Here is a 23,946-nt window from a genome sequence, read left to right on the forward strand (position 1 = left end):
ACACGATGGCGAGCGACATGGCGTCCGGTCAGGTCTCGGACCTGGACTGGCTGCTGAGCGGACTGGTCCAGCGCGTGCCCTACACGCGCAGCGCGGTGCTTCTCTCCGCCGACGGACTGGTGAAATCCGTCCACGGCATGGACCCCGACAGCGCCGACCACATGGCCGCCCTGGCCGCCGGGCTGTACTCCCTGGGCCGCAGCGCCGGGGCCCGCTTCGGGGACAACGGCGACGTCCGGCAGGTGGTCGTCGAACTCGACTCCACCCTGCTCTTCGTCTCCACCGCCGGATCCGGCACCTGTCTCGCCGTCCTCGCCGGACGCGAGGCGGACGCCGCCGTCCTCGGCTACGAGATGGCGATGCTCGTCAAGAGCGTCCGGCCCTATCTGACCACCCCGCTCCGCCAGCCGGCCGGGGCCCCGTTCACCCCGGGGCTGTGAGGGTGCCGGCCCCGCAGGACGGGCCCCTGCTCGACGACGCGGCCGGCCGGCTGATCCGCCCGTACACCGTCAGCAACGGCCGCACCCGGCCGTCCACCGGCTTCGATCTGCTCTCCCTGGTCATGGCCACGGGCATCGAACCGGACATCCACCTCGGCCCCGAGCACACCGTGGCCCTCGGACTGTGCGAGGGACCCATGTCCGTCGCCGAGATCGCCGCACACCTCCGGCTGCCCGCGGTCGTCACCAAGGTGCTCCTCTCCGACCTGGTCGACTGCGGCGCGGTCACCGCGCACGCCCCCGCATTCCATGACACACCCACCGACCGATCCCTGCTGGAGGCAGTGCTCGATGGTTTACGACGACAGCTCTGACCGCACCGGAACCGCCGAGTTCTTCCCCGTGGCCCTCAAGGTCCTGGTCGCGGGCGGCTTCGGTGTCGGCAAGACGACCTTCGTCGGCGCGGTCAGCGAAATCGCTCCGCTGAGCACGGAGGAGCTGCTCACCCAGGTCAGTGTGGGCACGGACAACCTGGAGGGCGTCGAGTCCAAGACGGCCACCACCGTCGCCATGGACTTCGGCCGCATCACGCTCTCCGAGCAGCATGTGCTGTACCTGTTCGGCACGCCGGGACAGGAGCGGTTCTGGTTCATGTGGGACGAGCTCTCCCAGGGCGCGCTCGGCGCCGTGGTGCTCGCCGACACCCGGCGGCTGGCCGAGTGCTTCGCCGCCGTGGACTTCTTCGAGCGGCGAGGCATCGGCTTCATCGTCGCCGTCAACGAGTTCGACGGCGCCTACCGCTACGAACCCGAGGAGATCCGGGCCGCACTCGACCTCGGACCCGCGGTCCCCGTCGTCCTGTGCGACGCCCGGATCGCCAGCTCCGGTACGGGAGCGCTGGTCACCCTCGTACAGCATCTGATCAACGCCACCTCCGCGCCCGCTCCGCTCCAGGCCTTCGGAGCCCACCAGTGACGTCCTTCGCCACCGGCCGGATGCTGCTGACCCCCGCCGACCGGGACGGCCCGGCCCGCGCGGAGCGGCTGCGGAGGCTGGACCTCGGTGAACGGGCCGACGCCTCGTTCGACAACTTCGACGCCTTCGCCGACAAGGTCGCCGAAGTGACCGAATCCCCCTTCTCGATGGTCAACTTCATTGACGAGAACCGGCAGTTCTTCGCGGGACTGCACACCCCGGCGGGGAACAGCGGCGGGCGGGACCTGGGGGCCACCGCGGCGAGCAGCAGCCGCAGCGCGCGCTACATGGCCCGCGACCGCGGCTACTGCCCGCACGTCGTCGTGCGCCGCAAGGCCCTCGTCCTGGACGACGTCTGCGACTACCCGCGCTTCGCCGGCAATCCGGTCGTCGACGACATAGGCGTGCGCTCCTATCTCGGCGCACCCCTCATCGACCGTACGGGGATCGCCCTGGGCACCGTCTGCGCCGTGGACACCGTGCCCCGCCCCTGGGGCCGCGCCGGGCTCGACACCATCAAGTCCCTCGCCCAGGAACTCGTCCGCCAGATCGACCACCGGGAGGGCTACCGGAACCCCTGACCATCCGGGGCCGCGCGCCTCAACTCCCGGGCGGGGCACCCGTACTGCCCCGCAGCACCACCTCTCCGTCGACCCGCACCACCCGCGACCGCCCGGCCCCCGAAGGGGTGCGCAGGGCCAGGGCGATGACGCGCTCGCCCATGGCGGCGAGCGGCAGTGCGACCGTGGACAGCGGCGGCGACAACTCCCGTACGAGAGGGATGTCGTCGAACCCCGCCAGCGACATGTCCTCCGGCACCCGCACCCCCGCCTCGCGCAGCGCGGCCAGCGCGCCGACCGCCATCACGTCGGTCACCGCGAAGAGACACGTCGGCCGGGAGCCACCGGCGGCCAGCAACCGCCGGGCCGCGTCATGCCCGCCCTCCCGGGTGAACGCCCCGCGCACCACTCGGCCGAGCCCGATCCCCGCCTCCGCCAGCCCGTCCCGGAAACCGGCCAACCGGTCCGCCACCGTGGTCAGTTCGGGCGGACCGGTGAGCGCGGCGAACTCCCGGTGGCCGAGCGCCACCAGCGCCTTCGCCAGCTTGGCGGCCCCGGCCCGGTTCTCCGGCCGCACGGTGTCCACCCGCAGCGACCGGTGCCTGCTGACCACCGCGACCCGTCCGCCCGCGCGCAGATACGGACCCAGCTCCGCGTCCATCGCCCGCTCCCAGGCCCGGTCCTGGAACCCGGAGCCGATCAGCAGGATGGCCCGCGCCCGCTGGGCCCGCAGCATCGAGACGTACGCGATCTCCCGGGCCGGCTCACGGAAGGTGGAGGCGAGCATCACCAGCAGGTCCTGCTCCGCCGCCGCCCGCATCACCCCGCCGGCGATGCCCGCGAAGTAGGGGTCGCCGACGTCGTGGCAGATCAGCCCGACCGTACGGTTCCCCTCGGTGCCGGCCAGCGCCTGGGCGTGGGCGTTGGGGATGTAGCCGAGGAGATCGGCCGCCGCGCGCACCCGGCCGCGCAGCTCTTCGCGGACCCGGGTGGTGCCGTTGAGCGCCCGGGAGGCGGTGGCCGGGGAGACACCCGCCTCGCGGGCCACGGCGGCGAGCGTCACGTGGGGGGCCCGGGCGCGGCGGCGTTCGGTGGGGCGGGGCGATGGTTCCCGTTCACTCAACTCGGCCCCCAGGGTGCGGCGGTGGCAGGTTCCGAAACTTGCGGACGGCCTCTTGACCGTGTGCGCGGCGAGTCATTAGCGTGGCGGCACCTTATCAGAAAGCGCTTTCTGAAAGCGCGTTCAGCCGACCGGCAGCAGCATCGCAGCAAGGCGCAGCTCGTCACAACTACCCTCGTTATCCAGGGAGTTCACCGTGAGTGGGAGTGTGTTGGCCAAGAGGCCCGCCGAGGTGGCAGGGGTCGCCCACCGGGCGGGCCCCACGGCGGGGGAGCGGCTGGCCCGGGCGGCGGAACGGAGCTGGCGGCCCGTGGCGCTGCTGCTCGCCTGCTTCGCACTCTGGTGGGCCGTCGCGGCGGCCGAGGTGGTCGAGCCCTATCTCGTACCGTCGCCCGGCGCGACCCTCGACGTCCTGACGGGCAAGGCGGGTTATCTCTGGCAGCACAGCTGGGTGACGACGTACGAGACGCTCCTCGGCTTCGTCATCGCGGTCGCCGTCGGGGTGCTCGCGGCGGTGGTGATGGTGTACTCGTCCACCGTCGAGCGCACGCTCTACCCGATCCTCCTCTTCGCCCAGGTCGTGCCGAAGATCGCCATCGCCCCGCTCTTCGTGGTGTGGCTCGGCTTCGGCATCGCCCCCAAGATCCTGATCGCCGTCCTCATCGCCTTCTTCCCGGTGGTGATCTCGATGGTCACCGGGCTCAAGGCCGTCGACCCGGAGATGCTCCAACTCTCCGCCACCATGGGGGCGAAGCCTTGGCAGACCTTCGTGAAGATCCGCTTCCCGGCCTCGCTCCCGCATCTGTTCTCGGGCCTCAAGGTGGCCGTCACCCTCGCGGTGACCGGGGCCGTCGTGGGGGAGTTCGTCGGGGCGAACGAGGGCCTCGGCTATGTGATCCTCCAGGCCAACGGCAACCTCGACACCCCGATGCTCTTCGCGGGGCTGCTGGTGATGTCGCTGATCGGCGTCGTCCTCTTCGTCGTCGTCGAGATCGCGGAGAAGCTCCTGCTCCCGTGGCACGCGAGCCGCCGGGACACCTCGGCCACCACCACGTACTGACGCCAGCACGACGATTCCGGGTCGCCTCCCGTACCGACCCGTCGCGAGAAGGGCCAGCCCATGCACGCGCGCAGACTCCTCATCGGTGCCGTACCCCTCGTCCTGGTGGCGACCGCCTGCGGCGGCGAGGACGCGTCGACCACCACCAGCGACTCCGGCAAGAAGCTGGACCGGGTCACGCTCACGCTCAACTGGTATCCGTACGGCGAACACGCCCCGTTCTACTACGGAAAGCAGCAGAAGATCTTCGAGAAGCACGGCATCGACCTCGAAGTCCGCGCGGGCCAGGGCTCGCAGAAGACGGTGCAGGCGACCGCCGCCGGACAGACGGACTTCGGCTGGGCGGACACCCCGGCGCTGCTCTCCGGGGTGGACCAGGGAGTCAAGGTGAAGAGCCTCGGCGTCTTCCTCCAGACCACGCCCGCCTCCGTGCAGTCCTTCGGCGCGGAGGGCATCTCCGAACCGGCCGACCTCAAAGGCCGCACCATCGCCGGAACGGCCGGGGACGCGCTCTCCAAGACCTTCCCCATCTTCCTGAAGAAGAACGGCATCGGCGAGTCGGACGTCAAGGTCCAGAACACCGACCCGGCGGGGAAGATCGCCGCCGTGATCTCGGGGAAGACGGACGGGCTGCTCGGTTACGCCAGCGACCAGGGGCCCACCATGCAGGACAAGGCCAAGAAGCCGGTCTCCTACCTCCGGTTCTCCGAGCACGGCCTGAACTTCTACTCCAACGGGCTGCTCGCCGGGCAGAAGATCCTCGCCACGAAGCCGGAGTTGGCCCGGCGGATGGTGGCGGCGGTGAGCGAGGCGTGGACGGCGGCCGCGAAGGCGCCGGGGCCCGCGGTCACCGCGATGCAGGGCGCGTCCGGGCAACTGCCCCCCGAGTCGGTCCTGTCGGAGCAGTTCGCCACGACGCTCACCCTGCTGCACACCGAGGCCACGGAGGGGCAGGCGCCGGGCACCAACACCGAGGCCGACTGGCAGCAGACCATCGACGTGTTCGCGGAGGCGGGCATGGTGGCCTCGCCGAAGGCCGTGGCCGAGTACTGGGACACGAAGACGGCGTTGAAGGGATGACGACGATGCCGAAGGGGCGGGCGACGAGCGAGCGGGCCGCGGCGGAGGAGGCTCCGGCCGAGCGGACTTCGGCCGAGCGGGCACCTACCGCCGGTGCCGGGGCGGGTGTCGGGGCCGCGTCAGTACAACTGGCCGACGTACAGGTCCGGTTCCGCAGCAAGAAGCGCGACGTGACGGCGCTGAGTGATATCTCGCTGGATGTCTCGCCGGGGGAGTTCGTCGCCATCGTCGGCCCGTCGGGGTGCGGCAAGTCCACGCTCCTCAAACTGGTCGCCGGCCTGCTCACGGCCTCCTCGGGCGAGGTGCTGCTCGGCGGCGAACGGGTCAAGGGCCCGCGCCACGACATCGGTTACGTCTTCCAGCGCGCGGCCCTGCTGGAGTGGCGCTCCGCGCTGCGCAACATCCTGCTCCAGGCCGAGATGCGCCGCATGCCCGCGGCGCGGGCGCGTGCCCGGGCCGACGAGCTGATCCGGATGACCGGCCTCACCGGCTTCGAGGACGCCTACCCGCACGAACTCTCCGGAGGCATGCAGCAACGGGTCGCGCTCTGCCGGGCGTTGCTCCACGAGCCGCCCGTCCTGCTGATGGACGAGCCGTTCGGCGCGCTCGACGCCCTGACCCGCGAGCAGCTGAACACCGAGCTGAACCGGATCTGGCGCACCACCGGCACCACGGTCCTGCTGGTCACCCACTCGATCTCGGAGGCGGTCTATCTGGCCGACCGGGTCGTGGTGATGAGCCCGCGCCCCGGGACCATCACGGAGATCATCGAGGTGGGGCTGCCCGCCGAGCGCGACTACGGCGAGACGCTGGGGCGCCCGGAGTTCCGCGCGGCGGCGGCCCGCATCCGCGAACTGCTGGGGGCGGTGTCGGCGCAGGACTGAGCGGGGGCCGTACGGGGGCGGCCTGCGGGGGAGCCGTACGGGAGCGGAGCTGGGAGGGAGTCGTACGGGGGCGGGTGGGCGAGTCCGTACGGCACCCCGCTCGGGACCTCTGCCTTTCGGTACGGGGCACTCCGCGCGCCCCCGGCCTCGCGCGGGACGGTCTCCCGGGGCCCCGTACCTTTCGCGGGACGGCCTCCCCGGGGCCCGCTCTCCCGGGGGCGCCCCCCCGGACGCCTCAGTCCAGCCCGAAAGCGTCCGCCAGCAGCTCCATGTGGGCGCCCAGCAAGGTGCCGCCCCGGTGCGCCATCCCGGTGAACTGTCCGGCCACCTCCAGGCTCACCGAGCCGTGCACCTGGGTCCAGGCCAGCACCGCCCCCGCCAGCGCCGAGGCAGCGGCTCGGTCCCCGCCTCCGGTCCGGGTTCCACGAACAGCGTCGGCCTCACCCGTCGCCCTGGTAGTCCCAGCCTCCACGGCGGTTCCGGCCTCACCGGTCGCCTGGGCAGTCCCGGCCTCACCGGCCTCACCGGCCTCCAAGCCGGGTGCGACCGCATCCGGTGCGTACCGGGCCACCCACGCCCCCACCGTCCCGTCCGCCGCCAGCCAGGCGGCCATCTCCTCCACCGTGCCGGCCACCGCCGGACCAGGTTTCCCGGCGGCGAAGAGCGGGAGGAAGGGCCCCAGCACCGCGCGGGCCCGCTCCAGGGTGTCGGCCGGCGCTACATAGCCCGGGACCGGATCGCCCCGGATCAGCAGATAGCGGTGCGGCTCCGCGACCGCCCAGGCACGGTAGGCGGCGGCGAGGTCGTGCAGCCGTGCCCGCCCCCCGCGCGAGCCTCGGGCCGAGCGGGCCGCGGCTCGGGCCATCGCGGCCGCGGCATCGTCGTACGCGTCCCTGATCAGGGCGCTGAGCAGGTCGTCCCGGCTGGTGAAATAGCGGTAGAGGGCGGGTCCGGAGAGGCCCATCTCCTTGGCGATCCGGGTCAGGGCGAGGGCGCCGCCACCGCCTTCCGCGAGCTGCCGCAGGGCCAGGTTCTTGATCTCCGCGCGGGTCTGCTCCCGGTACCGGGCGCGCGGTCCCTGCTGGGCCCGTTCCATGGCGGTCCCCTCTCGCCGACCGTGCTCACCCCTGTTACAGAGTCTAACAACCGCAAGGGGGACGACCCATTTCTGGAATCGCGGTGTCCGACGGGAGCCAGACGGAATCGATCTCGGCGCGGAGCACCCCATGACCACCACCGAGCCCGCTCCGCACACCGCCCCCGGACTGCCCGTCCTCCCCCGGTACGGCGAACTCCTCGCGGCCGCGCCCGGCACCGGACGCGGCCCGGTCCCGGGCGCGGAACCCCGCACCCGGCACCGGACCGCGCGGCGCGCGTCCCGTACGCGGCACCGCGCCACGTACCGCCACGGCGCACCACCTCACACCGTGCCGCGCGCCGCCGCCGGGTCAGTAGCGCAGCCGCGACAGATAGCGGTAGCTCGCCCGTGCCGAGGCGAACGGGCCGGCCGGGGCGTCATGCTCCACCAGCCACTGCCGCACCCCGCCCTGTCGCGCGGTGTCGAACATCGCCGGGAAGTCCAGGACCCCCGACCCGACATCCGCGAAGTCCCCGTTCGGCGCCATGTCCTTCACATGGAGCGCCGGGAACCGCCCGGGATGCCGGACGAACAGGTCGCCCGGAGCCGAGGAGCCGCCCTTGGCCGCCCAGTACACATCCAGCTCGAAGCCGACCAGCTCCGGATCGGTCTCGGCCAGCAGGATGTCGTACAGGCTGACCCCGTCCACCACCTCGTGGTCGCCGCCGTGGTTGTGGTACAGCAGCTTGAGGCCGGACTCCCGGGCGGCGAGCCCGGCCCGGTTGAACTGCCGTGCCACCTCCCGGTATCCGGCCGGGGAGTGCAGTGCTCCCGGCAGGCTCGGCACCACGATCCACCGCCCGCCGAGCGTGTGGACGTCCTCCAGGGCCTGCGGCAGTCCGGCGCCGGTCACGGTGTCGTAGCCGACGTGCTCCAGGACCGCCCTCAACCGCACCCGGTCCAGCATCCGCCGTATCGCGGAGGGGGAGTTGCCGTGCCGGCCGCTGACCCCGACCGTCGCGTATCCGATCGCGGCGAGGCGCTCCAGCGTCCCGGCGAAGTCCGCGGCGAGCGGTGTCCGCATCGTGTACAGGTGCATACCGATCCCGGACGGCGGGATGCGACGGCAGCCCCGCCGCCCGCCCGCCGCGGCTGCTGCCGGTCCCGAGCCCAGGGCGACCGCGGCGGCCGCCCCGAGTGACGTGCCGAGAAAGGCTCTTCGTGTGCTGTTCACGTGCTTCCCGCCTCTCATCGCACATCGATGCGCACGGCGCCGGTCGTCGTGTCGCCCTTGTCGTCGGTGACCGTCAGACGCGCGGTGTAGGCGCCCTTGCGGTCGTAGGTGTGCGTCGCCGTCGGCCCCTCGGGGCCGGTCGGCTTCGCGTTGTCCCCGAAGTCCCAGTGGTACGAGGCGATCGTGCGGCCCGCCGCCGGTTCGACCGTGCTGCTCAGCGCGACGGTCGACGGCGCCGCACCGTCGGCCGGTTCGGCCTCCACCACCACCCGCGCACCGCCCTCTTTCTCCACGCCCGGCCCGTTGAAGTGCAGCCAGTCGAGGGAGAGCAGGTCGGCCTTGTCGGAACTCCACTGCGGGTTGCTGAAGACGGCGTACAGCTTCGTCGTGGAGCCCGGGTCCTTGAGCGCGGTCGTCGGCGAGACGAGCTTCTCCCAGCCGCCGGTGTTCGGCACGGTCACCGAACCGAGCAACTCGCCCGTCGTGGAGCCCGACCGGAACTCGACCGTGCCGCCGAGCCCGCCCGAGGACGCGCCGACCGTCACCGATTCGACCCCCTGGAGGTGGACCGGATCGAAGGTGACCCAGTCGCCGTCCTCGATCTCGATGAGCCGCTTCCCGGCCGAGGCGTCCGCCCGACTCCCCACTTCGGCACCGCCGTTACGGCCCCCGGTCGCGATGAAGTGCTCGGCCTCGCGGAAGGAGGTGCGCAGGGTCAGTGAGGCGGAGCCGGTGAGCGCGGGGGCGTCCGGCGCGCCCTTGTCCTCGTACTGGGCGGTGATCCCGTAATAGAGGTTCTGTCCGGGGCCGTGGCTGTCTCCGGCGTCCGTGACGATCTCGCCCGTGCAGCCGGTGTAGTTGTCGAGCGGATGCAGATGGGTGTCATGGCCGAGCTGCGACTGCACCACGACCCGCGAGCAGTCGATCGGACCGCTCTGCCCGTCCTCCTCGTCGCTCACCTCGACCGTGAAGGGAATGGTGTCGCCGAAGCTGAACATCCCTCCGTCCGGCGGCTGCTGGATGGTCACCTCCGGCCGGGTGTTCCCGACGGTGATGTCCCGCACCGCCAGTGCCGTCAGCCCGCCGGGTCCGGTGACGGTGAGCCGGGCCGTGTGCAGCCCCTTCGCGGTGTACGTGTGCGAGGGGTTGGCCTCCGTCGAGTCCGTGGCGCCGTCTCCGTCGAAGTCCCAGGCATAATCCACCGGTTGGTCGCCGGAGAGGAAGAGCCCGGAGCCCTCGCTGGAGAAGTTCACCGTGAGCGGGGCCGGACCGCTGTCCCGGTCGACGGAGAGCTTGGCGTCGGGCAGCCGGCCGTCACCGACGTAGTCGATGCGGTAGATGCCCGCGCCCTCGTTGCTGCCGCCCCGCCCGGTGCCGCTGCCCAGCCCGAAGTCGATGACGTACAGCGCCCCGTCGGGTCCGAAGTCCGCGTCGAAGGGCTGGTTCCACTCCATGTCCTCGAAGATGCCGTTGATGGAGTGGAGGTCGCCCGCCCGCACCGGCCCGAAGCGGGGATCGCTGAAGCTCTGGTCCTCACTCTGGTACGAGAACGTCTTGAACCACTGTCGCGTCAACTCGTAGTTGAACGCTTTCCCTTCGAAGTACGCCGGGAACTTGGTGCGGTAGGTGTTGTCCGGGTCGTAGGCGTAGACGGGCCCGGCCATCGGCCCGCCGCCGCCGGTGCCGAGCTCGGGGAACTCGGCCGAGGCGGAGTAGGCGTACCAGACCGTCGCGGGCTGGGCGGGCGGCAGCTCACGCAGCCCCGTGTTGTTCGGCGAGTCGTTGACCGGAGCCGAGCAGTCGAACGTCGGACCGGACGTCTTCGTCGCGAAGTCGTAGTCGTTGAACGGGGTGTTGTTCCCGATGCAGTACGGCCAGCCGAAGTTTCCCGCCTCGGTGATACGCATGTACTCGACGGTCCCCTCCGGCCCCCGGTCCGCCACCGCGGCCCGCGCGTCGGGGCCGTAGTCCGCGACCATCAGCGCCCCGCTCCGCGGATCGGTGGTGATCCGGAACGGGTTGCGCATCCCCATCGCGTAGATCTCCGGCCGGGTCTTCTCCGTACCCGGGGTGAAGAGGTTCCCCTCCGGCACGGTGTACGTCCCGTCGTCCTGCGGGGTGATCCGCAGGATCTTGCCGCGCAGGTCGTTCGTGTTGCCCGCGGTCATCTGCGCGTCCCAGGCGCGCCTGCCCTCGCCCTCGTCGATGGGAGTGAAGCCGTCCGAGGCGAACGGGTCGGTGTTGTCACCGGTCGCCGCGTACAGATTGCCCTCCTTGTCGAAGGTGAGCGAACCGGCCATGTGCGAGTTGGCCCGGCCCTCGCCGCGCAGCGTCGGCACGGTCAGCAGCCGTTTCTCGGAGGCCGGGTCCACGGTGTCGCCGTCCACGGTGAAGCGCGAGAGGTTCAGCCGTTTCTCGACCTTGTCGGAGTAGAGGAGATAGAGCCAGTTGTTCTCCGCGAACCCGGGGTCCAGGGTCAGCCCCAGCAGCCCGTCCGACTGGCTGGTCATCTCCGGGGTGTACGCGAAGTCCAGCGCGGTCGACACCTTCATCGTGACCTGGTCGACCACCTTCAGCTTTCCGGTCCGCTGGGCGAAGAACACCCGGCGGTCCGGGGCGACGGCCAGCTCGAACGGGTCGGCCAGGTCGCTCGTCGCGAGCGCCGTACGCTGGAACGACCCGGTACGCGTCGCGGTGCAGTCGCCCTCCGCCGCACCGGCCGCCCACTGGATGCCGCCGAGCAGATGGTTGACGAACCCCTCCTCCTGGAAGGCGGCCCTGTCGTGGCCGCCCGCGGTGAACCAGGAGCGCCCGCCGTCGTAGTTCTGGCACCAGGAGAACGGGTGGTCCACGCCCTCGTCGAGACCGGTGACCCCGTCACGCACCTTGATCTGGGCGAGGGTGTGCACCTTGGAGGTGGGGTTGGAGCGCCAGTTGTACCACTCCTCCGTCCGCTCCCACAGCTCCGGCAGATGCCCGGTGGACGGGTGGGCGCGGTCCAGGACCTTGATCCGGCCCGTCTGCACCGCGGGGTGCTGGTCGAAGATCGCGCCGACCAGTCCCTCGTACCACTCCCAGTCCCGCTCACTGGCCGACGCCGCGTGCACGCCCACCCAGCCGCCGCCCGCACGGATGAACCGCTGGAGCGCGGCCCGCTCGTCGGCGTTCAGCAAGTCCCCCGACTCCGGGGTGGAGTTGGTGTTGTTGAAGACGACGGCCTGGAAGCGGCCGAGGTCGGCGTCGTTGAAGACGGCGGAGTCGTCGGTCGCCTCCACCTCGAAGCCGTGCTCGGCCCCGAGCTTTCGCACCGCCTCGATCCCGGCCGGAATGGAGTCATGGGTGAAGTTGGTGACCTCGGAGTAGACGAGCACCCGGTACGGAGCCGCCGCCTGCGCCCCCGGTGGCACCGCCACCAGCAGGGCGAGGACCAGCGCCAGGAGCGAGGTGACGGCGATGAGGGGGGACGGTCTGGCGAGGGAACGGCCGTTGCGGCCGGACCGGCGTGACGAACGGCGTTTCATGGGGCGCTCCCTGTGCGGTAGATGCCGACTACGGGGGTGTAGAAAGCGCTTTCTGAAGTACGCCGTTCAGGGTAGGTTCACGGCTCCGACGGGGTCAATGGGTCTGCGGAGCCCGCCGGTCCGGGGGCGGCGGAAGCCCCGGCCGGGGGCGGATGTCGGTGCCGGGGGCTACGGTCGAATCCCGGCAACGGCCGCCGGGGGCCACCGGGTCGGGAGATCGGAGCACCGGGATGACCGCCAGAAGCACCAGGAGCGGGAAGGCGGGCGGCGTCACCGCCGCGGCCGTGCGCTCGGCAGCCCTCTCCCTGCCCGACACGAGCGAGAAGCTTGCCTGGGGGCAGCCCACCTTCCGGGTGGCGGGCAGGATCTTCGCCTCGCTGGGCGACGACGACACGGCCATGGGGGTGAAGTGCCCCAGGGAGGACCGGGCGGAGCTGATCGCGGCCGAACCGGAGAAGTTCTTCCTCAAGGAGGGGCACGACGACCATTACGCCTGGCTGCGGGTCCGGCTGGCCGCCCTGGAGGGTGCGGACGAACTGGCCGCCATCCTCGCCGACGCCTGGCGACAGGTCGCCCCCCGCCGCCTGCTGGCGGCCCAGCCGGAGCCGGCGGGGCCGGGGGAGGGGTGAGGGGGCACTACCTCCGGTGGATGCCGAGGGGCGCCGACCGGGTTCGGTGTACGGGGTCCCCGCGCGGCGCCGGGACCGCCCCGGCAGGCGTGCCGGCCGAGCCTCTTCGCACACCCCGCACACGCGTCCTCGCGTACGTACACGCATCCTCGTCCTGGCTTCTCAGCCTCAGCCTCGCAGGAAGCCGGTGATCCGCTCCCGCAGCCCCCGTGCGTCCAGTCCGTGCGCGGCCAGGTGTTCGTCGAGCTGCCCGTACCGCCGAAGCTCGGCGCGTCCCACCCCCAGGCCGAGCACCCGGTGCGGCACCTCCATCAGCGCCTCGTTCGCCCGCGCCGTCGACGTACCGGCCAGATAGGGCTCCACGATCACCACATCGGCCCGCGCGCCCGCACCCACGGCCCGGCGCAGGCCCGCCGCGTCGAACGGCCGGACGGTCGTCGCGTACAGCACGCTCACGTCCAGCCCCTCCGTGGCCGTCAGGACGTTGTCGAGCATGGGGCCGACCGCGACGACGGTCCCGTTCCGCCCCTCGCGTACGACGGAGAACCCGCCGCCACCGGCCACCGGCCGCGCCTCCCGGTTGGCCTGGAGGGAGAGACGTACGTACACCCGGTCGTCGCCGTCCACCGCGCCCCGCAGCAGCGCCTCCGCCTCGTCCGGGTGGCCCGGCACATGGACCGTCCAGCCCTCCAGCGTGTCCAGGAGCGCCACATCGCCCGGTGACATGTGGGTGAAGCCCCCGGCGGGCCAGTCGTACGAGCCCCCGGCGCTGACGAGGATCCCGCCCACTCCCTGGTGGCCGAAGTCCAGCTTGACCTGCTCGAACGGCCGCTCCACCAGGAAGCTGGCGAAGGTGTGCATGATCGGCCGCATCCCGGTCAGCGCCATCCCCGCTCCGGCGCCGATCAGCAACTGCTCCCTGATGCCGACGTTGATCACCCGGTCGGGGTGGGCCCGCCGGGCCGGGGCGAAGCCGTCGGCGCTGATGTCGGCGAGCACGACGGCCAGCCGGGGCTCCTCCTCCAGGAGCTGTGAGGCGGTGGTGATGAATCGGTCACGCATGGTGTCCATGGGAAGGGTTCCTCCAGGGAATCCGCCGGTCCGGAGCGGTTCGCAGCGGTCCGGGCCGGGCTGGGCTGTTCGGGGTGGGACGTGCGGGGGCGGTCAGTGCTTGGGCTCGACGCGGGCGACCACGGCCCGGGGCCGGCCGGGGTGGGGCGCGGTGAAGGCCGCGTACAGGGCCTCGTGGTCGCGGCCGTCGACCGTTGCCGCCGACCAGCCGGCCGCCTCGAACCGGGAGTCGATGCCACCGGGCCAGCCGTGGGTGGCGGAGGCGTTGTCGATCACCAGGGTGTGGAGCTGCTCCAGCCCGGCCGGTCCCGCGTGGGCGATGGCCTCGTGGTTGCTGCCCTCGTCCAGCTCGGCGTCACCGACCAGCACCCAGACCCGGGGGTCGGTGAGCCCCTGCGCCCGTAGGCCGAGCACGGTCCCGACGGCCAGCGGCAGACCGTGCCCGAGCGAGCCGCTGCCGATCTCCGCTCCCGGGACGAGCAGCCGGTCCGGGTGGTGCCCGAGCGGCGAACCGTACGTCCCGAAGCCGCGCAGCACCTCCTCGTCGAAGAACCCATGGGCCGCCAGGACGGCGTAGTACGCCATGGGGCCGTGGCCCTTGGAGAGGAGGAAGCGGTCCCGCCCGGGATCGTCGGCGGTGGCGGGCGTCACGCGCAGGACCCGGTCGTAGAGCACCCAGAGCGCGTCCGTGGTGGAGTGCGCGGCGGGGGCGTGCTTCTCGGCGCCGGTCATCAGGGAGATCAGCCGGCCGAGGTCGTGGAAGTCGTAGGAGCCGTGGAGGCCGCGTACCGGTGCGGCGGTCATGTTCGTCATGCCACCGAGCATCCGACCTCAACCAAACTTGAGGTCAAGCGGGAAAGGGATTCGTGACCACCTGCTGGAGTGCGGTATTGTTCTCATGCGCGTTCGGCCAGGGGAAACCCCAGGTCAGGCGGGCAGCGGGACGTGGCGCAGCTTGGTAGCGCACTTGACTGGGGGTCAAGGGGTCGCAGGTTCAAATCCTGTCGTCCCGACTGGAGACAGTCGCAGATCAGGGCCGGTTTCGGAGCAATCCGAGACCGGCCCTTGATCATTTTTGGGGACCAGGTAGGGACCGGTCGGGACCAGCCGGAGGTCCGGCGTCCCTGACCGGGGCAGCGGGTCATGACGACGGGGCCCGGCGGCGAGCGCGGTGCGCTCAGCGCGGTGACGGGGACCGGGAGAGCGGTCCCGGCCGCCGTGGTCTTGCGGATGTGCGGGTGTCGGTGGTTCTGGGTGGTGCTCGGTGAGCCGGGGCCGGCGATCCCGCGCAGGACGTGTACCCGGGACCTCGGCGTCGGCGGATCAAGGTCAGGTCCTACCGGAAGCGGCTCTCCCTCACCCCTTCAGCCGCACCGGCAACTTCCGCACGCTGTTCCCCACGAACGAGGCGTGGCGCGGCAGTTCTGCATCCGGAATCGCCAGGTCCAGCGACGGGAAGCGGGTGAAGAGCTGTTCCAGGGCCGTGGTGCTCTCCAGACGGGCCAGGGGCGCGCCCATGCAGTAGTGCGCCCCGTGTCCCAGGGAGAGGTGACGGGACGTGCCGGTGCGGGTGATGTCGAAGCGGGCCGCGTCCGGGCCGTGGGCCCGGGTGTCGCGGCCGGCCGCCGAGTACCCGGCGAGGACCGGGGTGCCCTGGGGGATCACGGTGCCGTCCAGGGTCAGGTCGCGGGTCGGGTAGCGGAAGGGGAAGTAGCTGACCGGGCTGTCCCAGCGCAGGGTCTCCTCCACCACGTCCGCCCAGCTCGCCCCGCCGGAGAGGACCAGGTCGAGCTGGTCGCGGTGGGTGCACAGGGCGCGTACGGCGTTCGTGATCAGGTTCAGGGTCGTCTCGTGGCCCGCGATGATGGTCAGCATCAGCGTGCCGATCAGCTCCTGCGGGCTGAACCGGTCGCCGCTCTCCTCGCGGGCCGCGATCATCGCGCTGGTCAGGTCGTCGCCCGGGTCGGCCGTACGGGCGGCCGCGACCGCGCTCAGCACCTCCACCATCTCGCGGTTGGCCGCCATCGCCTCGGCCGGCCCGATGTCCGTGGCCACGATCTTGTTGGAGAGGTCGTGCAGCCGGTCCTGGTGGGCCTCGTCCACGCCCAGCAGCTCGCAGATGACCCCCATCGGCAGCGGCAGCGCGAAGTGGGCGCGCAGATCGACGACGCCGTCCTCGGAGGCGGCCGCCTCCAGGCCGTTCAGCAGGCGGGACGTCAACTCCTTCACGGAGGGGCGGAGTTCCTCGACCCGGCGGGCCGTGAACGCCTTGCCCATCAGCGACCGCAGCCGCCGGTGGTCGTCACCGTCCGCGGTCGTCATCCCCTGCACCGTGGCGAAGGTCTTCAGCGGCCAGCCGTCGGCGATCTCCCCGGCCTGGAGCGCGGTGAAGTGCTGCGCGTTCTTGGCGACGTCGGGGTGCGCGAGGAACTCCTTCAGCGCGTCGTGGCCCAGCACGGCCATCCCCTCCACCTCGCCGGGAAGGACCACCGGGGTCACCGCGCCTTGAGCCAGGAGTCGGGCGTTGGCCGCGTGCGGGCAGCCCCCCGCCGGGTCCAGGCGGTGCGGGCGGTCGGCCGTGGGTTTCTGCGGTGAGGTGTTCAACAGGGCTCCAGGTCTACGGAGGGCGGAGGGGGAGGGGGAGACAGGCCGGGGGAGGACGGGCTGCGAACGGGTCAGTGCGGACGGGCCTGTGGCCGCGTCCCGTCGCGGTACGGCCATGGGGTGGCCGGGGCCTCGAACGCCTGGGAGGGTACCGGCAACTGCGGCAACTGCGGCAACTGCGGCGAGGTGAAGCGCACGGGCAGCGTGCCCAGCCCCTTGCTCCAAGGCGAGTTGACCCACTTCAACTCGTTCTCCGGGACTGCCAGTTCCAGGTCGGGCAGCCGGTGCCGGATCGTGTCGACCGCGGTCCGGGTGATCAACCGGGCCGGGTCCTGGGCGGGGCAGGTGTGCGGGCCCGCGCCGAATGCCAGATGGGAGCGGTTGCCGACCACCGGGGCGCCGTCGACCGGCAGGACTTCCGGATCCGCGTTGGCCGCCGCCAGACCCAGGATCAGCATGTCGCCCGCCCGGATGTCCTGCTCGCCGAACCTCATGTCGCGGGTGGCGTAGCGGGCCGGGAAGTTCTGGGTGGGCGGGAAGCGCCACAGGACGAGGTCCAGTGCGTCGTCGACACTGAGGTGGCCGCCGCTCAGGGAGGAGCGCAGCGCGGGGTCGCAGAGCAGGATGCGCAGCGTGGTGGCGATCCAGTTCACCGTGGTCTGGTTGCCCGCGACGAACATGACCACCAGGTTGTGCAGCACCTCCTCGTCGGTGAGCCGCGCCGGGTGGTGCAGCAGCGCCGAGACGATGTCCTCGCCCCTCACCCGCCGCTTCTCCTCGATCAGCGACAGGAGGATGGCGCCCATCCGGCGGCTGGCTTCCGCCGCCCCGCTGGTACCGGACGCCAGGCCGCCCACCGCGTCCACCAGCTCCCGGCCGGTCCGGTCGTCCACCCCGAGCAGCCCGGCGATCACCCGCAGCGGCAGCATGCGCGCGTACGAGGCGACGAGATCGGCCTCGCCGTCGTCCGCGAATCCGGCGATCAGGGCCTCGGCGGTGGTCCGTACGCTGCGGCGCAACTCGTGCCCGTTGATCCCGGCCAGCGCGTCGGAGACGGCGCCGCGCATCCTGCGGTGCTGCTGTCCGTCCGCGAAGAGCAGCGCGGGGCGCCAGCCGACCATGGGCAGGATCGGCGAGTCGGCCGGCACCCGGCCTTCGCGTAGCAGGCTCCACCGGCGCGGGTCGTGCGAGAAGTCCTGCTCCTCGCGGGTGAGCCGGAGCAGCTCCCGGTGGCCCAGGACCAGCCAGGCGTCGATGCCGGGGGCGAGGGAGACCGGCGCCACCGGGCCGTGCGTGCCGCGCAGTTCCTCGTACAGCGCGGGCATCGTGTTGCCGTCGAGCCCCGGCCCGTACAGTGCGGCCGCCTTGGCGGGGGCGCCGGTCACGGGGCAGCGGGCGGCCGGCCCGGCCGTGGGGTGGGGCGTGCTCATGCGGACTCCGTGGCGACGTGGATGAGGTGGCGGACCAGGGCGATCAGTGCCCGGATCGATGAGGCCCGGTCCCGGGCGTCACAGGTCACCAGCGGGGTGTCGGGCAGCAGGTCGAGGGCCGTACGGATGTCGTCGGCGTCGTACCGGGGGCCGGACGGGAAGACGTTGACGGCGACCGCGAAGGGGAGGTCCAGATCCTCCAGGTTGCCCAGCGCGTCGAAAGAGGCCGCCAGGTCCCGGGAGTCCACCAGCGCGAGTGCGCCGAGCGCCCCCTTGGCCAGGTCCTGCCAGGCCGGCAGGAACCGCTGCTGGCCCGGCGTGCCGAACAGGTACAGCACCAGGTCGCCGTCGACGGTCAGCCGGCCGAAGTCGAGGGCGACCGTGGTCGTCCGCTTGCCGCTGTCGACCTCCGGGTCGACCCGGACGCCCGCCTGGGTCATCGATGCCTCGGTGGAGAGCGGTTCGATCTCCGAGACCGTACCGATCAGCGTCGTCTTGCCCACCCCCAGGGGGCCGACGACCAGGATCTTCGCCGCGCCCGACACCGTCGAGTCGAGGTACTTCCCGTCGGTCGCGGCGGGTGGCGGGCCTGCCTCGGCCAGGGTTTCAGAGGCAGCTTTCGAGACCATGGAGGACCTTTCTGAGCATGGTCACATCGGCGCGTTCGGCCGCCGGGATGGGCGGCCGGGTCACGATCAGCCCCCATCGGAGGAGATCGGAGAGCAGCACCTGCGCGACCGACGGCGGCTGGCCGAGGTGGGCGGCCACCTCCGCGACCGAGATGAGCCCCTCGCAGTGCTTGAGGATGGCGATGTGTTCCGGCTGGAGGGTGGAGGGGAACGCCGTCTCCGACGTCATCACCAGGGACTCCCAGGACAGCGGCTCGCCCTCGGACTCCGTGCGGCCGCGTGTGATGACATACGGTCGGATCGCCGATGCCCGCGGCACCTCAGGCCGCTCCGCCGTCACGTCGCGGTGGCCCCGTCCCGGGGCAGGCTGGTCAGGTGGGCGCCGATCTTCGCCACCAGCAGCTGCATCTGCTGGGCCACCAGGCCCACGTCGGCGTCCAGATCGGTGGCGACGCCCAGGTGCGCGCCCACCCCGGCGTGGGTGAACAGCACGAACCCCTGGTCGGTCTCCAGCATCAGCTGGCGTGTCCCGGCACCCCGCCCGAACAGCAGCGCACTGGTGGACCGGCCCGTCATGGTCATCGCGGCACAGGCCGCCGAGAGCGACTCGGCGTCGGCGACGCTCAGGCTGGCCACCGGGCCCGAGAGGTTCTCGGCGGAGGCGTGCCCGAGACGCAGCCCGTCCTCGGAGACCACCACGGCGTGCCGGACACCGGGAATCTCGGTGAGGGGGCGGAGCATCCAGCCCAGGTCGGGGAGTCGAGTGATGGTTCCGGTCACGGTCGGCCTCCGGCGTGCTCGTTCGGGTTACTGGGCAGGGACTGTCCGCCGTGCGGGGGCGATGCCGGTCCGGTCTCGCCGTCCGCGTCGACGGCCGCCCGGCCGCGCAGCGTCCCGGACACCACACTGGCGATCGAGGCGCGCGCCGCCTCCGGCGTCCAGGGTTCAGCGGGCGCGGCACCGGGCTGCGGGTCGGGCGCCGAGTGCCGCGCGACGCTCGTGGCCTGGGTGGCGCCGCGCCGGCTGCGACGCCGGGGCAGACCGGTTGTCGGGGCGGGTACGCCGGCCGGCTCGGGGGCGTCGTCGCGCACGCCCGCCGGGGGAACGGCGGGCATGGCGTGTCCGGCCGGTTCGCTCGCCGGGCGGCGGTGCGCCGCGGCCCTCGGCAACGGGTCGGTCAGAAGGCGGAACGGTACGAACATCACCGCACGTGTGCCGCCGTACGCCGAAGACCCGCTCAGTTCCACGTTGAATCCCAGCTCCCGGCTCCAGCGCCCGACACACGCCAGGCCGAGCCGGGGCACCGCACCCAGGCGGGTCAGGTCCAGGTCGTCGCGGAGATGGCCGAGGGCCTGGTGCAGGACGTCCGGCGGCATCCCGAGCCCGGCGTCGTCGATCTCGATGACCGCACCGGAGCCCACCTCCCGCACGCTGACGACCACGGGGGAACTGGACGGCGAGAACACCGTGGCGTTCTCCAGCAGTTCGGCGATGGAGTGCATCAGCCCCTCCACGGCCGGGGGCACCGCGTACAAGGTCTGACCGCCGTGCACCTCGATCCGCCCGAACTCCACGATCCGGGACTGGGCGCCCCGTACGCAGTCGTAGAGCGAGACCGGCCGGGTCTCCCGACGGGCGGGCCAGATCCCGCACATCACCAGAAGCGTCTGTGCCTTGCGGGTCATCTGGGAGGCCGCGTGGTCGGCCTTCATCACGTTCGCCATCAGAAGAGGGTCTTCGATGGAGCGTTCGACCTCGTCCAGGACCTGCTGCTGCACGGTCGCCATCACGTGCATGGTGCGTGCCACGGACTCGAAGGCGGCCTGGACCGAGTCGCGCAGAGCGCGCTCGCGGTGCACGGCCGTGTCCGAGCCGAGCGCGACGACGACCGAGTCCAGCGCCCGTGCGAACTCCTCACCGGTCTTCTCCGGAGGCGCCATCGGCCCCGGGACGCCGTCCAGTTGCTGCCCGGTGTGCAACCGCTCCGCGATGGCCGGAACGCGCACTGCCGCCAGATGCGCCACCTCGGAGCCCCGGGCGGCGGCCACTTCGGCCTCCCGGGCACGGTGAGCGCGTTCGGCGGAGAGCCGCCGCGTGAGGATCAGTACGTGGGCGATCAGCAGGGCGACGACCGCGGCGCAGGCTCCCGCGAGGGCCCGGTGCCACTCGGCGTCCACGGTGATGGCGGCCCACCCCGCACCGGCGGCGGCCGGCAGGGAGACGGCCCAGCCGGCGGCGGCACTCGCACCAGGGGCGCGTCGTGGCTCTTTCGATGGTCGTCTCACTGCGGCAGCCCCGGCCTGACGATCCTGCGGACGGCGGTACCAGCCACGAGAAGCGAAACCTTTCACGAAATGTCGAACCCAGGTTCGGGTTTGAAGGCATGTAAAGCGTAGGTCAACTAATCTCAATTATTTATCTCTTGATCCCATTGGGTTGCAACAGGTCACTGAGAATGGCGCGTTGACGCCTATGGGCCGTCCGTTCCCGGGGTGGCGCGCGAGGGCGGTGTCGGTACACCGCGGCCGCGTCCGAATCGGGCGCCGGTGCGGACGATGGTGGCGAGGCGGGGGAAGGGCTCGCCCGGGCGGCACGGGCTGTCCGCTGCGACGCCCGATGGAGGCTCCGAGCGTCACCTGGCTGTACGCCGAGTCGCGAAGACCCCTCTGACCTGCCCTTACTGTGACGCACTCAGGGCGGCATCCTTCCGATGGCGCATCAGGTCGCGTGCGTCGCACCCTTTCGACCGGCCTCGAAGGGGTCCTGGTCCCACTTGTTCTGATGGTGCGTCATGTTCGTGTGGTGCCGCCTCGGACAACGTTTTCCTGGCTGTGGGGCAACACGCCGTTCGGGTCCCGCCCTGGGCGACGTGCGGCCGTCGAGCTGTGCGGGTGGCTGAAAGAGTGCGCCTCTGTGGGGTCGATGAAGGCCGGACATGTCCGGCTCGGTCCAGAGCCTCCATCTGAACCTCGTCCAGGACGGCGGCAACCTCATCGTCATCAGGCTCAGTTGTGTCACTCGTGCCGGTCCTGGTGCCGGTGGCTACGGCCATGACGAAGGCCGCCCGGCCCTGCCGCGCGAGATCCGGGCCCGTGGCCGGCCTTCGCGCTCAGGGCATGGCGGAAGAGGGGCGGGCCCTGGTGCTGGGACCTGTCGAACTGCCCGGCAGTCAGGCGTTGCTGACGCCGTTCCCGGTGCGGTGGGCCCGCCGTTCGGTGATGTTGCGGTGCAGGGCGCCGAGCGCGGCGGCCTGGACGAGGGCGCCGATGGGAATGCCTGCCAGCCCCGCGGGGCCGGCGACGAGGAAGACCATCGAGGTCGGCGCGGTGACCAGGAAGGCCCACACTCCGGCGAAACTGGCGTCTCCGGAGGACGCGTGGGAGACGGTGTCGACGGTCACCCACAGGCACACGGCGAGAACAACGCCCAGGTATCCCAGGGACAGCGGGTTCACCAGGTAGTGGCGGAGAGTCCGGGGAAACGAGCGACTGTTCTTTTCCATGGCGGATCTCCTGAGAATGCCGGAATGCCCGGTGCGGTGGCTGACCTGCTGACGGTCTGAACGATGCCCCCCGCCGGAATCCGCCACATGAGTACCCATACTCATCATCGGCTCCGGCCGTCGCGGGTGCCGGCCGGGTCCGGGTGCTCGGGCCGCCCCCGCTTCCGACGAGATACCGGCCGGTGGGCGGGGAGCCGCTGGTCACGTGGTGAGCGGCCTGTCCCGGTGATCAGCGTGGTCACACGTTCATGCCGTAGCCGAGCTCCTCGGCCCCGATGTGCCAGAAGGAGTTCTCGTCGGCAACGGCCTCGGCGTCGAGCGCCCCGAATCGTTCCAGCAGCGCTTCGGTGAGCGCGTCGGCGGCCTGCTCCGCCAGGTCCACGGCCTCGTCCTCGCTCGGACCGTCACCGGGTCCCTCGTACGAGGCTGCCTCGGCGGCGGCTTCCTCATAGGCGCGGTTGAAGGCGAGGAACGCTTCGACACTGGTGTTCACCAGTTGGGGAGCATCACCTTCCGGCAGACACCACAGCGAGCCGTCATCGGGCCGCAGGGCGAGCGCGCTCACCCCGGGGTCGACCGCGACCAGGGCATACGGCGTACCGTCGACCGTGCGCTCAGCGAAAGGGGAGCTCTGCCACACCCCGGGGTACGGGCACCGGGTGCATTCGGCCAGGAGCGAGGCGACTTCAGCGTCGTTCATGTCCGCAACATAGCCCAGCCCGCCGACGTCTCGGCGAGCCGGTGAACCCGCGCGGTCGGAGCACTGCTTGTCCTGCCGACCCGACGGCTGCTCCTGGACGTGCGTCTCACGGACCTGCCCCACGGGCCGGGGCGGAGCGCCTCGATGACCGGTGCGGCGGTCACCGAGGCGCCCCCGGATGCCGTCGCCCCCCGATGCCGTCGTCCCGCGGCTCACGTCTGTCCTTTCCCTCTCCCACGTCGCTGCGGCTTCTGGTGCACTTGCACGGCGAACGGAAAGGCGAGCTATCAACTTCACTCTTCAGAGTGATTGGCGCCGCGGAAGTGGAAGGCCTCGTCTGCGGCAGACAGGGCCGCATGCCCGACTTTCTCTCCGCATTCCAGGGGAAGTTGACTGAACGTGATCGCCAAGTCGGCGGAATTGTCCGGGTGTTCCTCAGGTCGCCCCGGCGAGCGATACATGATCATTCCGCTTTCATGGACTTTCTCGAACTGGTGCCGACTCAGGTTGGCTGCCTACGTTCTTCGTCAGGAAGACGCACAGGGGCGAAGGCGCGCAAGGGCTTCGAGGAGCGCGCTGTCCGTAGCCCGTTCAGCAGATCTCTGGTGAGTCCCGGCATCACCATTCCGACCAAGGAGCGCGGTGGCCACGACGGCGGATCGGCAGGGGAGCAAGAAGGGGGCGGGGAAGGCGGTCTACAGGAAGTGCGCGTTCCAGGGGTGCGGGCGCCGTTTCCGTCAGCGCGAGGGGACGGGCCGGCCGCGGGTGTACTGCCAGATCGCCTGTCGGCGTCGAGCGCAGTACTGGCGTGACCGTGCCCCGGAAGGCGACCGTCCCTCCAGCTCCAGCTCCAGCTCCAGCTCCAGCTCCAGCTCCAGCCTCAGCCCCCCTCCCGGTCCTGGTCCCGGCTCTGGCGCCGTCCGGCCGCGCGGTGCCGGAGGGAGGGCCGGGAAGCGGGACGGCCGCCGGCTGCTCGGGCAGGCGCTGCGGAACCTCTTCTGGTTCAGCGGGCTGACCGTCCGCGAGGTCGGCCACCTCACCCGCATCCGGCCCGGCCGCCTGAGGGCGATCCTCGACGGTGAGGTGGTGCCGACCTGGCCGACGGCCTTCATGGTCGTCACCGTGATGCGCGGCTCGCCCGACGACGTACGCGGGCTCTGGGAGTGGGCCCGGGGGCACCGGCCCCCGTACCCGGCATCTCGCGATGGTGCGATGGACCGGCTCCGGGCCGCGCTCCGGGGGCTGAGGCTCGCCTCGCAGCCCGGCCCGGTGGCCCGGGGCGAGACCGACGCCCGCCTGGCCCAGGAGGAGCGGGACCTCCCCGGCATCCTGGAGGACTGGGAACAGGCACGGGAGCTCATCGAGCACCTGGGGGCCCCTGCTGAACGGTTTCGGCCATTGTGGGAGCAGGCCCGCCACTCCGCCCTGA

The 23,946-nt window shown here is 71.6% G+C and carries 23 protein-coding genes and 1 tRNA gene; 9 read left to right on the forward strand and 15 right to left on the reverse strand.

The window, feature by feature from the left end:
• Positions 1–5 precede the first annotated feature (5 nt).
• Genes ACQ9ZG_RS29900 through ACQ9ZG_RS29915 form a run of 4 tightly spaced genes read left to right on the forward strand, consistent with a single transcriptional unit; the run spans position 6 to position 1,996 of the window.
• Positions 6–440, forward strand: coding sequence for a roadblock/LC7 domain-containing protein (locus ACQ9ZG_RS29900; protein ID WP_018492058.1), 435 nt, complete (start codon positions 6–8; stop codon positions 438–440).
• 2 nt (positions 441–442) lie between these two features.
• The gene (locus ACQ9ZG_RS29905) at positions 443–814 is read left to right on the forward strand and encodes a DUF742 domain-containing protein (RefSeq protein ID WP_018492059.1); all 372 of its coding nucleotides are present in this window, start codon (positions 443–445) and stop codon (positions 812–814) included.
• Entirely contained in the window at positions 792–1,415 is a 624-nt protein-coding gene (locus ACQ9ZG_RS29910) for a GTP-binding protein (RefSeq protein WP_018492060.1), read from the forward strand. The genes ACQ9ZG_RS29905 and ACQ9ZG_RS29910 overlap by 23 nt, the downstream gene beginning before the upstream one ends.
• Entirely contained in the window at positions 1,412–1,996 is a 585-nt protein-coding gene (locus ACQ9ZG_RS29915) for a GAF domain-containing protein (RefSeq protein ID WP_028418765.1), read from the forward strand. The genes ACQ9ZG_RS29910 and ACQ9ZG_RS29915 overlap by 4 nt, the downstream gene beginning before the upstream one ends.
• A 19-nt stretch (positions 1,997–2,015) precedes the next feature.
• Here the strand turns inward: ACQ9ZG_RS29915 and ACQ9ZG_RS29920 are convergent, their stop codons facing one another.
• Positions 2,016–3,038: a LacI family DNA-binding transcriptional regulator gene (locus ACQ9ZG_RS29920; protein ID WP_109915603.1), complete on the reverse strand. Its 1,023-nt coding sequence runs from the start codon at positions 3,036–3,038 to the stop codon at positions 2,016–2,018.
• A gap of 253 nt (positions 3,039–3,291) precedes the next feature.
• Here ACQ9ZG_RS29920 and ACQ9ZG_RS29925 point away from each other — a divergent pair, with 253 nt between their 5' ends.
• From ACQ9ZG_RS29925 to ACQ9ZG_RS29935, 3 genes are read left to right on the forward strand one after another with little or no spacing between them, the layout of a single operon-like run.
• The gene (locus tag ACQ9ZG_RS29925; RefSeq protein ID WP_026238234.1) at positions 3,292–4,155 is read left to right on the forward strand and encodes an ABC transporter permease; all 864 of its coding nucleotides are present in this window, start codon (positions 3,292–3,294) and stop codon (positions 4,153–4,155) included.
• 60 nt (positions 4,156–4,215) lie between these two features.
• Complete coding sequence (locus ACQ9ZG_RS29930) at positions 4,216–5,235, forward strand: ABC transporter substrate-binding protein (protein WP_109915602.1); 1,020 nt, start codon at positions 4,216–4,218, stop codon at positions 5,233–5,235.
• A gap of 5 nt (positions 5,236–5,240) precedes the next feature.
• Entirely contained in the window at positions 5,241–6,119 is an 879-nt protein-coding gene (locus ACQ9ZG_RS29935; RefSeq protein WP_109915601.1) for an ABC transporter ATP-binding protein, read from the forward strand.
• A 235-nt stretch (positions 6,120–6,354) separates the two neighbouring features.
• On the opposite strand, the gene ACQ9ZG_RS29940 is transcribed toward ACQ9ZG_RS29935, so the two are convergent.
• From ACQ9ZG_RS29940 to ACQ9ZG_RS29950, 3 genes are all read right to left on the reverse strand, one after another.
• A complete protein-coding gene (locus ACQ9ZG_RS29940) occupies positions 6,355–7,215 on the reverse strand; it encodes a TetR/AcrR family transcriptional regulator (protein WP_499281413.1) in 861 nt (286 codons plus the stop codon).
• A gap of 352 nt (positions 7,216–7,567) precedes the next feature.
• Entirely contained in the window at positions 7,568–8,296 is a 729-nt protein-coding gene (locus tag ACQ9ZG_RS29945; protein WP_109914063.1) for a sugar phosphate isomerase/epimerase family protein, read from the reverse strand.
• A 149-nt stretch (positions 8,297–8,445) separates the two neighbouring features.
• Positions 8,446–11,952 (reverse strand): ThuA domain-containing protein, encoded by a 3,507-nt coding sequence (locus ACQ9ZG_RS29950; protein ID WP_109914062.1) that lies wholly within the window; start codon positions 11,950–11,952, stop codon positions 8,446–8,448.
• Positions 11,953–12,182: 230 nt separating this feature from the next.
• Between ACQ9ZG_RS29950 and ACQ9ZG_RS29955 the strand changes: the two genes are divergently transcribed.
• A complete protein-coding gene (locus ACQ9ZG_RS29955; protein ID WP_109914061.1) occupies positions 12,183–12,581 on the forward strand; it encodes an MmcQ/YjbR family DNA-binding protein in 399 nt (132 codons plus the stop codon).
• Between the two features lie 168 nt (positions 12,582–12,749).
• Here the strand turns inward: ACQ9ZG_RS29955 and ACQ9ZG_RS29960 are convergent, their stop codons facing one another.
• Together ACQ9ZG_RS29960 and ACQ9ZG_RS29965 are read right to left on the reverse strand one after the other, a co-directional pair.
• Complete coding sequence (locus ACQ9ZG_RS29960) at positions 12,750–13,652, reverse strand: transketolase family protein (RefSeq protein WP_109914060.1); 903 nt, start codon at positions 13,650–13,652, stop codon at positions 12,750–12,752.
• Positions 13,653–13,745: 93 nt separating this feature from the next.
• Positions 13,746–14,465, reverse strand: coding sequence for a thiamine pyrophosphate-binding protein (locus ACQ9ZG_RS29965; protein WP_109914065.1), 720 nt, complete (start codon positions 14,463–14,465; stop codon positions 13,746–13,748).
• 126 nt (positions 14,466–14,591) lie between these two features.
• On the opposite strand from ACQ9ZG_RS29965, the gene ACQ9ZG_RS29970 reads away from it, so the two are divergent.
• Positions 14,592–14,665, forward strand: a tRNA-Pro gene (locus tag ACQ9ZG_RS29970).
• Between the two features lie 343 nt (positions 14,666–15,008).
• On the opposite strand, the gene ACQ9ZG_RS29975 is transcribed toward ACQ9ZG_RS29970, so the two are convergent.
• From ACQ9ZG_RS29975 to ACQ9ZG_RS30015, 9 genes are all read right to left on the reverse strand, one after another.
• Complete coding sequence (locus ACQ9ZG_RS29975) at positions 15,009–16,211, reverse strand: cytochrome P450 family protein (RefSeq protein WP_109914064.1); 1,203 nt, start codon at positions 16,209–16,211, stop codon at positions 15,009–15,011.
• A 116-nt stretch (positions 16,212–16,327) separates the two neighbouring features.
• A complete protein-coding gene (locus tag ACQ9ZG_RS29980; protein ID WP_109914059.1) occupies positions 16,328–17,686 on the reverse strand; it encodes a cytochrome P450 in 1,359 nt (452 codons plus the stop codon).
• Positions 17,683–18,231, reverse strand: coding sequence for a GTP-binding protein (locus tag ACQ9ZG_RS29985; protein ID WP_109914058.1), 549 nt, complete (start codon positions 18,229–18,231; stop codon positions 17,683–17,685). Before ACQ9ZG_RS29985 ends, ACQ9ZG_RS29980 begins: the two co-directional genes overlap by 4 nt.
• 61 nt (positions 18,232–18,292) lie before the next feature.
• Complete coding sequence (locus ACQ9ZG_RS29990; protein WP_026238238.1) at positions 18,293–18,655, reverse strand: DUF742 domain-containing protein; 363 nt, start codon at positions 18,653–18,655, stop codon at positions 18,293–18,295.
• Positions 18,652–19,095, reverse strand: coding sequence for a roadblock/LC7 domain-containing protein (locus ACQ9ZG_RS29995; protein WP_018492076.1), 444 nt, complete (start codon positions 19,093–19,095; stop codon positions 18,652–18,654). The genes ACQ9ZG_RS29990 and ACQ9ZG_RS29995 overlap by 4 nt, the downstream gene beginning before the upstream one ends.
• On the reverse strand, positions 19,092–20,600 hold the full coding sequence (locus ACQ9ZG_RS30000; RefSeq protein WP_499281414.1) for an ATP-binding protein: 1,509 nt from the start codon (positions 20,598–20,600) through the stop codon (positions 19,092–19,094). The genes ACQ9ZG_RS29995 and ACQ9ZG_RS30000 overlap by 4 nt, the downstream gene beginning before the upstream one ends.
• 884 nt (positions 20,601–21,484) lie before the next feature.
• A complete protein-coding gene (locus ACQ9ZG_RS30005) occupies positions 21,485–21,817 on the reverse strand; it encodes an SCO4225 family membrane protein (RefSeq protein ID WP_109917476.1) in 333 nt (110 codons plus the stop codon).
• A 238-nt stretch (positions 21,818–22,055) separates the two neighbouring features.
• Positions 22,056–22,517, reverse strand: coding sequence for an SUKH-4 family immunity protein (locus ACQ9ZG_RS30010; protein ID WP_109917475.1), 462 nt, complete (start codon positions 22,515–22,517; stop codon positions 22,056–22,058).
• Between the two features lie 737 nt (positions 22,518–23,254).
• Positions 23,255–23,629 (reverse strand): hypothetical protein, encoded by a 375-nt coding sequence (locus ACQ9ZG_RS30015; RefSeq protein WP_181398417.1) that lies wholly within the window; start codon positions 23,627–23,629, stop codon positions 23,255–23,257.
• Positions 23,630–23,946: the final 317 nt, after the last annotated feature.

The sequence above is a fragment of the Streptomyces araujoniae genome, from assembly GCF_050871195.1.
Lineage (GTDB): Bacteria > Actinomycetota > Actinomycetes > Streptomycetales > Streptomycetaceae > Streptomyces > Streptomyces bacillaris.

Excerpts from the sequence above, each read along its gene's own strand:
- ACQ9ZG_RS29955 (WP_109914061.1), top strand. The coding sequence starts at position 12,183 with ATGACCGCCAGAAGCACCAGGAGCGGGAAGGCGGGCGGCGTCACCGCC.
- ACQ9ZG_RS30015 (WP_181398417.1), bottom strand. The coding sequence starts at position 23,629 with ATGAAGGCCGTCGGCCAGGTCGGCACCACCTCACCGTCGAGGATCGCC.
- ACQ9ZG_RS30005 (WP_109917476.1), bottom strand. The coding sequence starts at position 21,817 with ATGGAAAAGAACAGTCGCTCGTTTCCCCGGACTCTCCGCCACTACCTG.
- ACQ9ZG_RS29900 (WP_018492058.1), top strand. The coding sequence starts at position 6 with ATGGCGAGCGACATGGCGTCCGGTCAGGTCTCGGACCTGGACTGGCTG.
- ACQ9ZG_RS29940 (WP_499281413.1), bottom strand. The coding sequence starts at position 7,215 with ATGGAACGGGCCCAGCAGGGACCGCGCGCCCGGTACCGGGAGCAGACC.
- ACQ9ZG_RS30010 (WP_109917475.1), bottom strand. The coding sequence starts at position 22,517 with ATGAACGACGCTGAAGTCGCCTCGCTCCTGGCCGAATGCACCCGGTGC.
- ACQ9ZG_RS29945 (WP_109914063.1), bottom strand. The coding sequence starts at position 8,296 with ATGCACCTGTACACGATGCGGACACCGCTCGCCGCGGACTTCGCCGGG.
- ACQ9ZG_RS29980 (WP_109914059.1), bottom strand. The coding sequence starts at position 17,686 with ATGAGCACGCCCCACCCCACGGCCGGGCCGGCCGCCCGCTGCCCCGTG.
- ACQ9ZG_RS29935 (WP_109915601.1), top strand. The coding sequence starts at position 5,241 with ATGCCGAAGGGGCGGGCGACGAGCGAGCGGGCCGCGGCGGAGGAGGCT.
- ACQ9ZG_RS29910 (WP_018492060.1), top strand. The coding sequence starts at position 792 with ATGGTTTACGACGACAGCTCTGACCGCACCGGAACCGCCGAGTTCTTC.
- ACQ9ZG_RS29950 (WP_109914062.1), bottom strand. The coding sequence starts at position 11,952 with ATGAAACGCCGTTCGTCACGCCGGTCCGGCCGCAACGGCCGTTCCCTC.
- ACQ9ZG_RS29930 (WP_109915602.1), top strand. The coding sequence starts at position 4,216 with ATGCACGCGCGCAGACTCCTCATCGGTGCCGTACCCCTCGTCCTGGTG.
- ACQ9ZG_RS29965 (WP_109914065.1), bottom strand. The coding sequence starts at position 14,465 with ATGACGAACATGACCGCCGCACCGGTACGCGGCCTCCACGGCTCCTAC.
- ACQ9ZG_RS29960 (WP_109914060.1), bottom strand. The coding sequence starts at position 13,652 with ATGGACACCATGCGTGACCGATTCATCACCACCGCCTCACAGCTCCTG.